This window comes from Ligilactobacillus sp. LYQ60 (assembly GCF_045033015.1).
Lineage (GTDB): Bacteria > Bacillota > Bacilli > Lactobacillales > Lactobacillaceae > Ligilactobacillus.
The window spans coordinates 341152-355622 of sequence record NZ_JBJFZV010000001.1 but is presented as its reverse complement, the minus strand read 5'-3'; the positions used below and the strand labels follow the sequence as shown (position 1 = coordinate 355622).

At 44.4% G+C, this 14471-nt stretch carries 14 protein-coding genes and 1 tRNA gene; 12 read left to right on the top strand and 3 right to left on the bottom strand.

Annotated elements, in window-relative coordinates:
• The first annotated feature begins 33 nt into the window (after positions 1 to 33).
• The 6 genes from tuf (at position 34) to ACI3EZ_RS01670 (ending at position 7894) form a co-directional block, all read left to right on the top strand.
• Positions 34 to 1221: an elongation factor Tu gene (gene tuf / locus ACI3EZ_RS01695; protein WP_405023876.1), complete on the top strand. Its 1188-nt coding sequence runs from the start codon at positions 34 to 36 to the stop codon at positions 1219 to 1221.
• Positions 1222 to 1376: 155 nt separating this feature from the next.
• Entirely contained in the window at positions 1377 to 2696 is a 1320-nt protein-coding gene (tig, locus tag ACI3EZ_RS01690) for a trigger factor (RefSeq protein WP_405023875.1), read from the top strand.
• A gap of 165 nt (positions 2697 to 2861) precedes the next feature.
• A complete protein-coding gene (gene clpX, locus ACI3EZ_RS01685) occupies positions 2862 to 4124 on the top strand; it encodes an ATP-dependent Clp protease ATP-binding subunit ClpX (protein WP_405023874.1) in 1263 nt (420 codons plus the stop codon).
• A 12-nt stretch (positions 4125 to 4136) separates the two neighbouring features.
• Complete coding sequence (gene gndA, locus ACI3EZ_RS01680; RefSeq protein ID WP_405025323.1) at positions 4137 to 5561, top strand: NADP-dependent phosphogluconate dehydrogenase; 1425 nt, start codon at positions 4137 to 4139, stop codon at positions 5559 to 5561.
• A gap of 177 nt (positions 5562 to 5738) precedes the next feature.
• Positions 5739 to 6425: a response regulator transcription factor gene (locus ACI3EZ_RS01675; protein ID WP_405023872.1), complete on the top strand. Its 687-nt coding sequence runs from the start codon at positions 5739 to 5741 to the stop codon at positions 6423 to 6425.
• 2 nt (positions 6426 to 6427) lie between these two features.
• Positions 6428 to 7894 (top strand): ATP-binding protein, encoded by a 1467-nt coding sequence (locus ACI3EZ_RS01670; protein WP_405025322.1) that lies wholly within the window; start codon positions 6428 to 6430, stop codon positions 7892 to 7894.
• A 139-nt stretch (positions 7895 to 8033) separates the two neighbouring features.
• Here ACI3EZ_RS01670 and yidC read toward each other — a convergent pair whose 3' ends face one another.
• Both yidC and ACI3EZ_RS01660 read right to left on the bottom strand, forming a co-directional pair.
• Complete coding sequence (gene yidC, locus ACI3EZ_RS01665; RefSeq protein ID WP_405025321.1) at positions 8034 to 8942, bottom strand: membrane protein insertase YidC; 909 nt, start codon at positions 8940 to 8942, stop codon at positions 8034 to 8036.
• A gap of 79 nt (positions 8943 to 9021) precedes the next feature.
• Positions 9022 to 9300 carry an acylphosphatase gene (locus tag ACI3EZ_RS01660; RefSeq protein WP_405023869.1) on the bottom strand — a complete coding sequence of 93 codons (279 nt, stop codon included), beginning with the start codon at positions 9298 to 9300 and terminating at the stop codon, positions 9022 to 9024.
• A gap of 128 nt (positions 9301 to 9428) precedes the next feature.
• Between ACI3EZ_RS01660 and ACI3EZ_RS01655 the strand changes: the two genes are divergently transcribed.
• From ACI3EZ_RS01655 to ACI3EZ_RS01630, 6 genes are all read left to right on the top strand, one after another.
• Entirely contained in the window at positions 9429 to 10598 is a 1170-nt protein-coding gene (locus tag ACI3EZ_RS01655; protein WP_405025320.1) for a hydroxymethylglutaryl-CoA synthase, read from the top strand.
• Positions 10599 to 10695: 97 nt separating this feature from the next.
• Complete coding sequence (locus ACI3EZ_RS01650) at positions 10696 to 11550, top strand: exonuclease SbcC (protein WP_405025319.1); 855 nt, start codon at positions 10696 to 10698, stop codon at positions 11548 to 11550.
• A gap of 12 nt (positions 11551 to 11562) precedes the next feature.
• On the top strand, positions 11563 to 12528 hold the full coding sequence (locus tag ACI3EZ_RS01645) for a hypothetical protein (RefSeq protein WP_405025318.1): 966 nt from the start codon (positions 11563 to 11565) through the stop codon (positions 12526 to 12528).
• 12 nt (positions 12529 to 12540) lie between these two features.
• On the top strand, positions 12541 to 13008 hold the full coding sequence (locus tag ACI3EZ_RS01640) for a hypothetical protein (protein WP_405023865.1): 468 nt from the start codon (positions 12541 to 12543) through the stop codon (positions 13006 to 13008).
• Positions 13009 to 13054: 46 nt separating this feature from the next.
• A tRNA-Arg gene (locus tag ACI3EZ_RS01635) sits at positions 13055 to 13128 on the top strand.
• Positions 13129 to 13165: 37 nt separating this feature from the next.
• A complete protein-coding gene (locus ACI3EZ_RS01630; RefSeq protein ID WP_405023864.1) occupies positions 13166 to 13450 on the top strand; it encodes a hypothetical protein in 285 nt (94 codons plus the stop codon).
• A 142-nt stretch (positions 13451 to 13592) separates the two neighbouring features.
• Here the strand turns inward: ACI3EZ_RS01630 and ACI3EZ_RS01625 are convergent, their stop codons facing one another.
• Complete coding sequence (locus tag ACI3EZ_RS01625; protein WP_405023863.1) at positions 13593 to 14471, bottom strand: sulfite exporter TauE/SafE family protein; 879 nt, start codon at positions 14469 to 14471, stop codon at positions 13593 to 13595.

Below are 14471 nucleotides of genomic sequence, written 5' to 3'. Positions count from 1 at the left end.
GTAATTCTTGTAAAATTACAGGAGGTTCGTATAATGGCTAAAGAACATTACGAAAGAACAAAACCCCATGTAAACATCGGTACGATTGGCCACGTTGACCATGGGAAGACGACTTTAACGGCTGCAATCACGAAGGTACTGTCAGAAAAGGGTCTGGCTCAGGCTGAGGACTATGCTGACATTGATGCAGCTCCTGAAGAAAAGGAACGTGGTATCACGATCAACACCGCCCATGTTGAATATGAAACGGAAAAGCGTCACTATGCCCACATTGATGCTCCAGGGCATGCTGACTATGTTAAGAACATGATTACTGGTGCTGCTCAGATGGATGGTGCCATCCTGGTTGTTGCTGCTACTGATGGCCCAATGCCGCAGACGCGTGAACACATTTTGCTTGCTCGTCAGGTTGGTGTTGAATACATCGTTGTTTACCTCAACAAGACTGACTTAGTTGATGATGACGAACTGTTAGACTTGGTTGAAATGGAAGTTCGTGACCTTCTTAGCGAGTATGACTTCCCTGGTGACGATATTCCGGTTATCCGTGGTTCAGCTCTGAAGGCCCTTGAGGGTGATGAGAAGGAACAGGAAACGATTATGAAGTTAATGGACACCATTGACGAATACATTCCAACGCCAGAACGTCCAACGGACAAGCCGTTCTTGATGCCTGTTGAAGACGTCTTTACGATTACTGGTCGTGGGACCGTTGCTTCAGGGCGTATCGACCGTGGGACTGTTAAGGTCGGTGACGAAGTTGAAATTATCGGTTTAACGGACAAAGTTCTTAAGACGACGGTTACGGGTGTTGAAATGTTCCGGAAGACTCTTGACCTTGGGGAAGCCGGTGACAACATTGGTGCACTCCTTCGTGGAATCGACCATGACCAAGTTGAACGTGGACAGGTGCTTGCGGCTCCTGGTTCAATCCAGACGCACACTAAGTTCAAGGGTGAGGTTTACGTGTTGACGAAGGAAGAAGGCGGTCGGCACACACCGTTCTTCTCAAACTACCGTCCTCAGTTCTACTTCCATACAACGGATGTTACGGGTGTTATCGAATTGCCAGAGGGTGTAGAAATGGTGATGCCTGGTGACAACGTTACGTTCAGTGTCGAACTGATTAAGCCGGTTGCCCTTGAAAAGGGAACGAAATTCACGGTTCGTGAAGGTGGCCGGACTGTTGGTGCCGGTGTGGTTTCAGAAATCGTTGAATAATATTACGGCCTAATGGCTAAAAAAGAGGGTTGTGACTGCGTTCACGACCCTTTTTTTATTACAAGGAATCATTTACTTTTTTTCGCGGGTACGGTAAACTGATTAAGTATGCAAGTAGCTTATTATTTGCGAATTAATAGCTCGGAGGTAGGACAATGTCTGTTAAATGGGAAAAAGAAGACGGTACAAATGAGGGGAAATTAACTTTCGAAATTGCACCGGAAAAAATTAAGGAAGGGTTGGATATCGCGTTCAACCGTGTAAAGAAGAATCTGAATGTGCCTGGATTTCGGAAGGGTCGGGTGCCACGGCAGATCTTTAACCGGATGTACGGTGAAGAAGCGCTTTATCAGGATGCGCTCAATGCTTTACTTCCAAATGCATATGCTGATGCTGTTCAGGAAGCTGGAATTAAGCCGGTTGCCCAGCCAGAAGTAAACGTTGAATCGATGGAAAAGGATGCAGCGTGGGTTTTAAGTGCTAAGGTTACCGTTGAGCCAGAGGTTGAGCTTGGTCAGTACAAGAACCTTGAAGTTACCCCGCACTCAACCCGTGTTCTTAAAGCAGATGTTGAGGCCGAATTAGAGCGACGGCGGCAGCAGCAAGCAGAACTTGTTTTAAAGGAAGACCAACCTGCTGAAAAGGGCGATACCGTTGTAATTGATTTTGATGGTAAGGTTGACGGTGAATCATTTGAAGGTGGCAAGGCAGATAACTATTCACTTGAACTTGGCTCAAATGCCTTCATTCCTGGTTTTGAAGATCAGTTGATTGGTCACAAGGCAGGCGACAAGGTTGAGGTTAAGGTGACGTTCCCGGACGATTACCAAGCTAAGGACCTTCAAGGGAAGGATGCCGTCTTTGAAACAGAAATCCATGAAGTTAAGGAGAAGGAGTTACCGGAACTTGACGATGAGTTTGCCAAGGACGTTGACGAGGACGTTGATTCTCTTGAAGAGTTAAAGGCAAAGATTAAGGATGAGTTGAAGGAACAGAAGGTTCAGGCCGCCCGGGAAGCTATTCAGGATGAAGCGGTTGATGAAGCGGTTGCAAACGCTAGGATTGGTGACATCCCAGAACAGATGATTGAAGATGACGTTCAACGGCAGATGGACCAGTACTTTGCTGGAATGCAGCAGCAAGGTGTTACGCCGGACACGTACTTCAAGCTGACTGGAACTTCTGAAGAAGAGATGCGGAAGAACCTGCGGGACGGTGCCGAAAAGCGGGTTAAGACGAACCTTGTTCTGGAGGCAATCGTTACTAAGGAAAAGATTGACCCGTCAGAGGACGAAATCAATGATGAATTGAAGAGTCTTGCAGAGCAGTACAACATGGATGTTAAGGCCGTTCGCTCTGCTCTTTCAGACGATATGTTAAAGCATGATATTGCCATCCGGAAGGTTGTTGATGAAATTACGGATTCTGCTAAGCAGACCAAAAAGGAATCAAAGGATGACAAGGAGTCAAAGTAAACCCTAAGGGGGAACTTTGATTGCAGACCCCGTAAAGGAATTATTCCTTTGCGGGGTTTTATAGATGGACAAAGAAATACACAGAATGATGGGTTGTTCGGATAGCACCTGAAAGCCTTTTTTGCTAGAATAAAAGAGAAGTTTAACCAGGGGAGAGGTTTGTTGATGCAAGAAGACAAGGAAAATACAAAGACAGTTGCGACCTGTTCTTTCTGTGGTAAGACTGAAGATCAGGTCGAAAGTATGATCTCTGGCCCGGGGGTGTTCATTTGTAATGAATGCGTTGCACTTGCGCAGGCGATCATTACGGATGAACGAAAGGCCCAAACAAAAGAGGAGTTGGGACGGATTCCAACGCCCCGGGAGATTGTTGCTTTCCTTGATCAGTACGTTATTGGTCAAACTGAAACAAAAAAGACCCTTGCTGTTGCCGTCTATAATCACTATAAGCGGGTTAATGCAGCTTTGGATGCTGATGATAATGATACTGAACTTCAAAAGAGTAATATTTGTTTAGTGGGACCGACTGGTTCAGGAAAGACCTTTATGGCCCAAAACTTAGCACGGATGTTAAACGTTCCGTTTGCGATTGCCGATGCGACTACTCTGACTGAGGCGGGATATGTTGGGGAAGACGTTGAGAACATCCTATTAAAGCTTCTCCAAAATGCTGATTATGATGTTGAGCGGGCGCAACACGGAATTATCTACATTGATGAGATTGACAAAATTGCAAAAAAGAGTGAGAACGTTTCAATCACGCGTGATGTATCAGGAGAAGGGGTTCAACAGGCTTTGTTGAAAATTCTGGAAGGAACCGTCGCCAACGTTCCACCGCAGGGGGGACGGAAACACCCGCAACAGGAATTTATCCAAGTGGATACGACTAACATTCTCTTTATTGTTGGGGGAGCGTTTGACGGAATTGAAACGATTGTTAAAAACCGATTAGGGGATAAAACAATTGGTTTTGGAACAGACTCTAAGAATCAGTTGGATGACTCTAAGAGTATTATGCAGCAGGTGATTCCAGAAGATCTCTTAAAATTCGGACTAATTCCTGAATTTATCGGTCGTTTACCAATTTTAACGGCCCTGGAAAAGTTAACGCAGGATGATTTGGTTCGCATCCTCAAGGAGCCAAAGAATGCGCTCGTTAAACAGTACCAGCGGCTGCTTGAACTTGATGGGGTTAAGTTAAAATTTGATGATGACGCCTTGCAGGAGATGGCGCGTCAAGCAATCGAACGGAATACTGGTGCCCGGGGATTACGGTCAATCATCGAAGCGACAATGCGGGATGTGATGTATGATATTCCGAGTCATGATGATATCACGCAGGTAACGATTACACGGGATACAGTACTAGGCAAAAAGCGCCCGTCAGTTAAGAAAAAAGTAACAGGTAAAACTGCGACGAAAGGCTAGGAGGTCATTTTAATGGATAAACCACAAATTGGTGTTGTAGGGATGGCAGTAATGGGGAAAAACCTTGCGCTTAATATTGAAGATAAGGGGTATACCGTCGCTGTTTATGATTGGGATTCGAGTTACACGAAGAAGGCAATGGCGGATCATCCGGATAAACGGTTTGTGCCAAGCTACTCAATCGAAGATTTTGTTAACTCGCTTGAACGGCCGCGGAAGATTTTGATGATGGTTAAAGCAGGGGCCCCAACGGATTCCACGATTCATAACTTGTTACCTTATCTGGATAAGGGTGATATTTTAATCGACGGGGGTAACACCTTCTTTAAGGACACAATTCGGCGGAACAAGGAATTAGATAATTCCGGAATTAACTTTATTGGAATGGGGACTTCTGGTGGTCAGAAGGGGGCGCTCCATGGACCTTCCTTAATGCCTGGAGGGCAACAAGAAGCTTATGATTTGGTTGCTCCAATTCTTAAGCAAATCGCTGCTAAGGCGGATGATGGTGAGCCATGTGTTACGTATATTGGGCCTAACGGGGCAGGACATTACGTTAAGATGGTGCATAATGGAATTGAATACGGCGATATGGAATTAATCGCTGAAAGTTACAACATTATGCGGAACCTATTAGGGATGAGCGTGGCGGAAATTGCTGATGTTTTCAATGACTGGCGTGACTCAGAGCTTAATAGTTACCTAATTGACATTACGGCGAAAATTTTGACTTGTCCGGATGATTTAGATACCGGGAAGCCGGTAATTGACGTAATCTTAGACCGGGCAGGAAATAAGGGAACCGGAAAGTGGAGCTCTCAGAGTGCTTTGGAATTAGGAGTTCCGCAGTCCTTAATTACTGAATCAGTATACGCACGGTACATCTCGGCAATGAAGGATGAGCGGGTAACGGCAAGCAAACAGCTTAAGGCGCCAGCTAAGTTTGATGCGAGCGGATTAGATACGAAGCAGGTTATTGATCAGTTACGGCAGGCGCTTTATTTCAGTAAGATTATGAGTTACGCTCAGGGATTTGAACAGATCCGGGTTGCTTCGGAACACTATAACTGGAGCATTAATTACGGCAATCTAGCAAAGATTTGGCGGAATGGTTGCATTATTCGAGCCCAATTCCTTCAGAAGATTACCGATGCGTTTGCGCGCGATGCACAGTTAAAAAACCTGCTCCTCGACCCATACTTTACTAGGATTGCCGCTGATTATCAGCAGGCAACCCGGCAGATTGCCGCGTTGGCTGTTCAGGCAGGGGTGCCATGTCCGGGATATACGGCAGCAATTACGTACTATGATCAGTATCGGTCAGCGGTTCTTCCAGCCAACATGATTCAAGCACAACGGGACTACTTTGGGGCGCATACGTATGAACGGAACGACCGTGAAGGGACGTTCCACTACAAGTGGTACCACGAAGAATAGGAGCATTTTTTAAGTAACAACGTAATCCCCCACTTTGTTATCTACCTTGAATTGTAGTGGGTAACGGAGCGGGGGATTAGTTTATCAACGATGTTATGAATTTATTGGTAACAATGGTAAAATAAGCGGTGACAATTGATAATACGGGTTTGTCAGGAACCTAATAGGAGTGATAGAATGAGCCGGATTTTGATTATTGAGGATGAAAAAAACCTTGCCCGGTTTGTTGAATTGGAATTACAACATGAAGGTTACGAAACAGCCGCATGTAAGAACGGGCGGGAAGGATTAGAACTGGCCCTTAACGAGGACTGGGATGCTATTCTACTTGATTTAATGTTACCAGAGTTAAACGGATTGGAAGTATGCCGGCGGATCCGCCAGGTGAAGACAACGCCAATTATAATGATGACGGCGCGGGATTCAGTTATTGATCGTGTCTCAGGGTTGGATCACGGTGCGGATGACTATATTGTAAAGCCATTTGCGATTGAAGAGTTATTGGCTAGATTGCGGGCAGTTCTTCGCCGGGTTAAACTTGAAAGTACGCAAAACGAAAATCAGCAAACGCTTGTTAAATTTAAGGATCTCACGATTGAAAAAGAAAACCGGATTGTACGCCGGGGAGATGAAATAATCGAATTAACCAAGCGGGAATACGAGTTGTTGCTCGTTTTAATGGAGAACGTAAACGTTGTTCTGGCGCGTGACGTCCTCTTACGGAAGGTATGGGGGTACGAGAGTCAGATTGAAACGAACGTTGTTGATGTTTATATTCGGTATCTTCGGAATAAAATTGATCGCCCAGGAGAAGATAGTTATATCCAAACCGTTCGGGGAACCGGATATGTAATGCGGTCGTAATGATGAAACGCGTTGGAAATCAGCAGGTTACGCAACGGCGGTTTATGTCGATTAAGGTGAAATGGGCGGTTGGAACCGGTCTTGGGGTATTGGTAATCTTTGCTATTTTTGCTCTGCTTCTCTTCCAAAGTTTCTCAAGTTTACTATTACGAGAACAACGTCAAGAAACGCAGACGGTGGTTCAGGCAGTTACCAGCCGGTTAAATACAACCACTGAAATGACGCCAGCAACTGTTCGGACGGCTCTTGGACGCCAGCACCAAACGGGTAATTATCAGCATGATGTGTATTCGACCCTTGCGCAACGAAATCTTTGTGCAACGGTATATGGGCCAACAGGACGGTTACTGTTTATGACGCATAAACCGGCAGTGTCGTTTTATAGGCATGCCCCAGAAGAGCGGGTTACTACAGTTCAGCATCATACGGTATTGGTATTAAAGCAGCCTGTCCGGGGGAAAAATAATCAGTTGCAAGGATATGTTCAGGTTGAACGGCGATTGCAGGCATATGATCAAACACGCATTCGGTTAGCGGTTACGTTTTTAATCTTAGGGATAACGGCTGCGTTTGCGAGTGCTTTGTTAGCATATGGATTAGCAGCATGGTTTATTCGTCCAATTGACGCGATTAATACTACAATTGGTAAGATTAATGCTGATGATGAGGGACAAGCGCTGGCAAACGTTCGCGTTCCAGTGATGTCGACCAATGATGAACTCACGGAGCTTGCTGTTCTGTTTAATGATATGTTGAACCGAATGAACCGGTACGTTGAACAGCAACAGCAGTTTGTTGAGGATGTCTCACACGAACTCCGGACCCCAGTGGCCATTATTCAGGGTCACTTAGACATGTTAAACAGGTGGGGGAAAGACGATCCTGAGATTCTAACGGAGTCGATTAGCGCATCGTTGCAGGAAATTAACCGTATGAAAAGTCTTGTGCAGGAAATGCTTGATTTAACCAGGGCTGAACAGATTGAGATTCATTTTGGGGACGAATTAACGGATGTTCGGGAAGTTGGAATTCAGACGTTCAATAACATTCGAATGATTCATCCGGACTTTGACTTTGTTTTGGACAACGAGCTAACTGGGCCGACGATGGTTAATGTTTACCGGAATCATTTTGAACAGATTTTAATTATTCTACTGGATAATGCCGTTAAGTATTCCCAAAAGCGAAAAGAGATTCATGTTTCTATGGACCGGGATGAACGTAGTGTGCAGATTGTTGTACAGGATTTTGGGGAGGGAATTGCTCCTGAAAATATTAAAAAAATCTTCAACCGGTTCTATCGGGTGGATAAAGCACGGAGTCGGGATAAGGGAGGCAATGGTCTTGGATTAGCAATTGCCCAGCGCCTAGTTGAGGGGTATCGCGGTGAGATCACCGTTGAAAGCGTTCTGGGCCATGGTTCACTTTTCCGGATTACCCTTCCACTTGCTAAAACGAATACCGGGTGATTGAAAAGCGAGCAAGAAACGAAAGGTTTAGGTGCCATATTACTTCTGAACGATTTGGTACTACTTAAATAACCGTGGTGGAAGGTTGTTACCTCCACCACGGTTATTTTCATTGTTTAGCTATGTCTATTATTTTTGGTTATTCTTCTTTTCGGTGTTGTTTACCAGCATTGCGTTCCCGGTTACTTAACTCGGATTGTTGTTCTACTTGTTGTTCAATCTTTTCTTCCTTGGGAAGGGCGATTGATTCTGGAGGAACTACTTCGAACTCGGCCGCTAAGCGTTTTTCAATTCGGGGCCGCATTAAAACGATGATTAATGTTTGGAGGCAGGCAAAAATTCCCCCAACAAAGAAGTACAGTCCTAATCCGGCTGGTGAAATATAGGTCATGAAACCAATCATTATTGGTGAGTAAAGCATCATGGCGTTCATCATTTTTTTCTGTTCCTTTGGCACGCCAATTGTTGCAAGCCAGCCCTGAAGGGCATAAATTAGGAACGACAGCATTACTAGCCAGAAGCACCGGTGTCCCAAATTAATCCCCATAAAGGTTGAACGTGACAACTCAGGAGAATACTGAATGGCTGCATATAGCGCAGCAAAAATTGGCAGTTGGATAAGGAGAGGAAGGCATCCTATTCCCCCGGTCACTGAAATATCATTCCGTTTGTATAATTGCATTAATTGCTGACTAAGAGCCATTTGTTCGGCCTGAGATGAGACGTGTTGCATTTTTTCCTGGATTTGTTGCATGTATGGCTGAATTGCCTGCATTTTAACTTGCTGGACAGTTGCCTTTTTGGATTGTTGGACCATGATCGGCATCAAAATAAGGCGAACAGCAAACGTAATAAGGATAATTGACCACCCGTAACTTCCCCCTAAAAGGTTAGCTAGCCAATTTAAAAGGTGTTGGGTTGGAATTGCAAGGTGGGTATACGTCCACCCAATCGGACGACCGTGTGCGTCCCGCCGAACGCATCCGCCCAAAAGAAGCGCAATGCTACCGATTGTCGCTAAAATTAGCAACTTTTTCTTGTGTTTCATATGATTAAAATTGTCCTTTCGTGGGTTAACTAGTACTGCTTAATACTGTACTCCGAATAAGGCGTGGTTTTCAACCAGACTAATAATACGTTACCCGAAAATCATTGTAGGAAGCGGGGGCGATTTTTTCGCTTGTTAGGTGTGTGACGTGTCCTGCTGGGGTAGGGCATGCCTGAACTTGCTTAATAAATTGGCGAATGAGCTGCGCATTACCCTGGGCGATAATATCAACCGTTCCGTTTGGAAGGTTACAAACGGTTCCCTTAATTCCAAGTTCATCGGCAAGGGCTTTAGTACTGTAACGAAACCCCACTCCTTGTACAAGTCCGCTGACATTAAGATGAACGGCTTCTTCCATAATAAATTTGTCCTTTCGTTATCAAATTACTTTCATTATACCGTAGTTTACGGTAGGGGGTTATCTATAGGTTGAGAATTAATTTGTGCTATGATTATTGACAGCATGAGTTTCGGGAGGGATCAGAGATGAAGATTGGGATTGATCGCATTGCGTTTGCAACGAGCAATCAATTTGTTGATATGGCAGAGTTAGCTCACGCACGGCATGAGGATCCTAATAAGTATTTAATTGGGATTGGGCAAAAGAAAATGGCCGTTATTCCACCAACGCAGGATATTGTAACGATGGCTGCAAGTGCAGCTAACAAGATTTTAGGCCCTGAAGAGCGGGCCCACTTAGGAATGATTCTCTTTGCGACTGAATCGGCTATCGATAATTCCAAGTCAGCCGCAGCGCCGTTGATTCGGCTTCTTGACCTTAATCCGCACGTGCGCGTTGCTGAATTGAAGCAGGCATGTTACACGGGAACGGCCGGATTACAGCTGGCGAAAGGGCAGGTTGCTCTTCATCCGGATCAGATTGTGCTAGTCATCGCTGCAGATATTGCACGGTATGGTTTAAAGACCCCTGGAGAACCAACTCAGGGAGGCGGTGCGGTTGCAATGACTGTCAAGGCAACTCCCCGGATTCTTGCGCTTGAGGATGATGCTGCCGTGGTTACGAAGGATATTATGGATTTTTGGCGGCCGTTTGGGTGTGATGCTGCATTTGTAGACGGTAAGTATTCAACTAAAGTCTATTTAGACTTTCTGGCTGATACATTTACTCATTACCAGGAAATGAATGGGCGGACAGTGGATGACTTCGCTGCGTTGCTGTTTCACCTGCCATTTACTAAACTTGGTTTAAAGGGCTTGCGCCAGTTAATTGCTGATGCTGATTTAAAAATAGGTGCGCGGTTGGCTCAGCAATTTGAGGCTGCTCGGGAGTATGGGAGTCAGGTTGGGAACCTGTATACTGGTTCATTATATCTAAGCTTAATTTCGTTATTAGAAAATAGTACAACGCTTCGTGCGGGAGAGCGAATTGGATTGTATAGTTACGGTTCTGGGGCGGAGGGTGAATTTTATTCTGGGATTCTCCAACCGGGATTTGCAGCACAGTTTACAACTAGGCCAACAGGACAGGCACTCGCTAGTCGGAAGCAAGTTAGTGTTCAAGAATATGAAAAACTGTATGACGCTGCCGTTCATGGCCCAGCAGAGAGTGCATTAAGTGCGGATGATGATCCGGCTGATTTTATCTTTACTGGTGTTCATAACCATATCCGGCAATACGAGCAACGGGGAAATTAAGCTTTTTGAGAAATGACGGGTTTGATAACGCCGTTAAATCTTGTAAAATAAAGACTGTAGTAACTTTGAGAAATCAAAGGTTTAAAGGAGAAGTTCGATGAGTAATGCGAACATCAACTTAACGGAAACTCAACCGTTAGTAAATAAAGTAACAAGTAAAATTGATTTTTTACAGCAACTTCAGTGGGCAATTGAAGCGCATGACGACCGTCAAGTATATGCGCTGGTTGACCAGCAACGGTATAACCACGAAATCCGGAAGAAGGATGACGAGAAACAGCTAGATAACACGGCGTTAATCAGCGATGTATTTCCCGAATTGAGTTCTTTCCTAAGTACCAAACTGGTTGAATATTTACACAGTGTATATCCGTTTTTCTACTTTGAAGAAACACCAGAAGGGCAATATCAGTTCTATTTTGGTAATTGGTGGGGCCGGCGATTATTTGGAACACTTGACGTATTAAATGTTAAGCTGGTTTTTGATGACGAAGAATATAAGAAAGTAGCAACAGCCTTTGCCCTTGAGGGGGAGCATAAACGCTACAATAGTGATCAAATTGATGAGTTATCTCAGGAAAACGACCGGTTGCAACAACTAATCGATGAGCAAGATAAGCGTGATCAACGAAAAGCTGAAATTCGAACGAAAATTCGACAACTTTCTCAGGAGAAGGGAATGTTTTTTGGTGGGACTAAGCAACGTGATGAGAAACAACGGCTGAATGCGGAATTATCTCACATAACCGCCCTCGATGAAGAGGCGGATAATGCTTATGACATGATTAAACAAAATAATGAGAAAGTCTTGGCGTTATCAAAGGAAGATACGCTAATTGGCTATGAGAAGCAGAGCATTGTTGATCAGTTTGGAAGTTTTAAGAACTTCGAACAGCGAAATAACTCGTTATACCGAGATTACATTGCTCAGTTAATTGCTGCCCAGAACTAGTAGGTGATCAAAATGAGTGACGAACAGGAAAAACGAGTAATTAATTCGCGTGAGCAGGGTGATGAGCTGAGCACAACCGGGCGGCTGATGAACTATAACGAGCAGCTTAAACGGGAATTAAATAAGGGATTAGATTTTACACGTCAGCTTGACCGGTTAATTACAACCACGGATCCGCATGAATTATTTGCGGCTGCTGATAAATTAACAGCATTTCAATTGAATTCCGCTTACCTTATCTATCCCCAGCAGTTTAGTAAGGCTGATTACTACCTAATTTTTCTTAACCGGCTGCTTCAACAACATCAAAACGAGACCGTCACACTTCGGGCCGATGAAGACGCTGATGAGCTTTATCATGAATTTCCTGAAATTACGGAAGATGGCCATTTTACGTTTACGTTTGCTGATAACACTGAGCAAGGAGCGTATTACACTGAGCGGACAACGGGAAATGCGCTGTTCTATTTGAATTTTCAGGAAAAAGTTATGCGTATTAATAGTCATGCCGTGACGAATTTGATGGTCTTAGACTATACCAAGCGCTATCATTTTGAAGTGATTCACCGATTTGAGCAGTATCTATTGGCTATTGGGGAATACCTTCAGCAGGACTTTGATTTTGATGTTGACTTCAGTGTTCTTGATCCCGCAAACGGTCATTTCCATCCTTTTCGGCAGGCGGGGCGGCCAGAACAGGCGCTTGACAAGCTCTTTATTTTGGCTTCAAATGCGGGTCGAATGCTGACAACTAGTGGAGTTAATAATGCAGTTTTAGATTTAGGAATGGGGACGAGCGTTCAGATTATAGCCAACCCAAATGGTAAGGCAGCGCAGTGGGGGTTAGTCGTGACGGATGATCAACAACAGGTTTCATGGTTTGACCTTCTTTTTAAGTACGAATTCTTACGTGACTGGTATATGGAAAACATTGAAATCCTTGAAATTGCTGCCGATGCTCGTTATTTTAACGATTAGGGGTGGTTAGATATGGATATTGCACGGATGGCGCGATTAGCGTATCAAAGCGAGGTTCAGTCTGTTCTGCCCGTGCGGCATCCTTCGGAAAATGAGCGGTGGGCGAGCGGAATGGTTGCGGTAAATGTTGCGTTAGCGAACCTCATGCCGTTAGTTCGCCAACAAGAAAAGTTGGCGGATCAGTTATTAGCTACTTATTGTGAAGCTTTGCGTGCTTTTTTAGAAATTGCTAATGATAAGCAATGGACATCATTTTTATTTATTGATGACCAGCAATTAGCAGCCTTTCAAGAAAAGTGGACGAATAGGTCGGATAATGCAGTGTACTTAATTATGCAACAACAGCTTAATAAGAGTTATTTTGAACACCGCTATCAACCGTTTGTACGGGCATGGCATGTTTTCTTAAAATTTGGTTTTTCTCGGCTGCGCCTTGATCCGGTGACGGTTGAGGTGCAGTATGTGACGATGTTTAGTTAATTGACACTACCAGGAACGATTAAGTATAATGTTCCGGTAGTTTTATGGTTCGGTAGCTCAGCTGGATAGAGCATCCGCCTTCTAAGCGGGTTGTCGTGGGTTCGAGTCCCACCCGAATCATTGTGTGGCTAATTATTGATCTGTGAGGTGAACCGTGATGTTTTTGACAACCGGTGGAATTAATAATGCTTACGCAATTAAAGGAATTGTGAATGCAACCGTTAAGCGAACATTAACCGCGGAGGAAATTGATGCGGTGGACCAGTATGATGAATTATATACCGAAGTTAAGTCCAAATTAATTGAACGGGCGGTTACTAAGGAGGGGGACGGAATCATTAATGTTCGGTTTGAACCGCAGATCGTGCGTGTTTCGGTTGGCCCCAAGTATATGATGTTGCATGGTTACGGGACGGTTATTAAATTGGTACGGAACAAGTAATCAGGAAAAGGGTACGGAAAGTTATAATGCATGGCGGGGCTTTTGTTACTATTTTTAAATAACCTAATGTTAAAAAACGGATCATAAAATCTATCGTGATTTTATGATCCGTTTATTTTAACTAACCCTTTTTTGCTGACCATCAATTCGATGGTTCAGGATGAATTCCCCGGTAAAGCATCATTCCTGCAGTGTATATTAAAATTCCAATGACTAACCAGGTTAATAATTTGGTATTAAGGTTTTTGAATAGGGTAACTGCAATGATTACTCCAGGAATTGCGCCAAGTGCAATCCAGAAAGAAGCTTTTCGGTCATAATCTTCGTTCTTAATAAACTCTCGGCTAGCTACTGGTTGGAGTAATGCACAGGACGTCATCATAATTGGGAACGCGCACGCCGGGGTCAGTCCTAGAAGGTAGGTCAGGGCCATGCACGGGGCGTATAGCCCGATTCCAGCGGTCATTAATGCGCCCAAAATAAAGTTTCCTCCGATACCGAGTAAGAGACGTCCGCCCGTTAACCCAGTGGCGGTATTTCCCTGTCCGAGTGTCGCCATTACGCCGGTGATTTGCATTGTCATTAAGATTGCCGTTGCTAGTAATGCAATCCCCATAATAATACGGATACGACGTTCGTTAAAGTGCGCAATTATTCGAGAACCAATTGATGCGCCGATTATAGCAGCAAAAACCATGCTAATCAAGGTTATTCCGTTGACCTTAATGGTTCTAGCGAAAAGGGTCGCCTCTAATAAAACGGCAGCTGTACAACTAACGTTGAGCGTCCCCGGGAGTAGGCGGTCATTTTTAAGGGAATGCGTTATTTTTAATCCCAGCGTTGCAACGGCAAAGCTGCCAATACCGAGGGAATCTAAAAAGTTGGCAATAAACCCGATTATAGTAGCAACCCATTTGCCAGGTTGGTTAACGGTTTGCCAGTGATGATAGATATCGGTGAGAAAAATCTTCCAAAAATAAATACATCCGAGAACAAGAAATGTTCCAATAAGAAATGCCAT

Coding starts and splice junctions, on each gene's coding strand:
- tuf (WP_405023876.1), top strand. CDS start 34: ATGGCTAAAGAACATTACGAAAGAACAAAACCCCATGTAAACATCGGT.
- tig (WP_405023875.1), top strand. CDS start 1,377: ATGTCTGTTAAATGGGAAAAAGAAGACGGTACAAATGAGGGGAAATTA.
- clpX (WP_405023874.1), top strand. CDS start 2,862: ATGCAAGAAGACAAGGAAAATACAAAGACAGTTGCGACCTGTTCTTTC.
- gndA (WP_405025323.1), top strand. CDS start 4,137: ATGGATAAACCACAAATTGGTGTTGTAGGGATGGCAGTAATGGGGAAA.
- ACI3EZ_RS01675 (WP_405023872.1), top strand. CDS start 5,739: ATGAGCCGGATTTTGATTATTGAGGATGAAAAAAACCTTGCCCGGTTT.
- ACI3EZ_RS01670 (WP_405025322.1), top strand. CDS start 6,428: ATGAAACGCGTTGGAAATCAGCAGGTTACGCAACGGCGGTTTATGTCG.
- yidC (WP_405025321.1), bottom strand. CDS start 8,942: ATGAAACACAAGAAAAAGTTGCTAATTTTAGCGACAATCGGTAGCATT.
- ACI3EZ_RS01660 (WP_405023869.1), bottom strand. CDS start 9,300: ATGGAAGAAGCCGTTCATCTTAATGTCAGCGGACTTGTACAAGGAGTG.
- ACI3EZ_RS01655 (WP_405025320.1), top strand. CDS start 9,429: ATGAAGATTGGGATTGATCGCATTGCGTTTGCAACGAGCAATCAATTT.
- ACI3EZ_RS01650 (WP_405025319.1), top strand. CDS start 10,696: ATGAGTAATGCGAACATCAACTTAACGGAAACTCAACCGTTAGTAAAT.
- ACI3EZ_RS01645 (WP_405025318.1), top strand. CDS start 11,563: ATGAGTGACGAACAGGAAAAACGAGTAATTAATTCGCGTGAGCAGGGT.
- ACI3EZ_RS01640 (WP_405023865.1), top strand. CDS start 12,541: ATGGATATTGCACGGATGGCGCGATTAGCGTATCAAAGCGAGGTTCAG.
- ACI3EZ_RS01630 (WP_405023864.1), top strand. CDS start 13,166: ATGTTTTTGACAACCGGTGGAATTAATAATGCTTACGCAATTAAAGGA.
- ACI3EZ_RS01625 (WP_405023863.1), bottom strand. CDS start 14,471: ATGGCATTTCTTATTGGAACATTTCTTGTTCTCGGATGTATTTATTTT.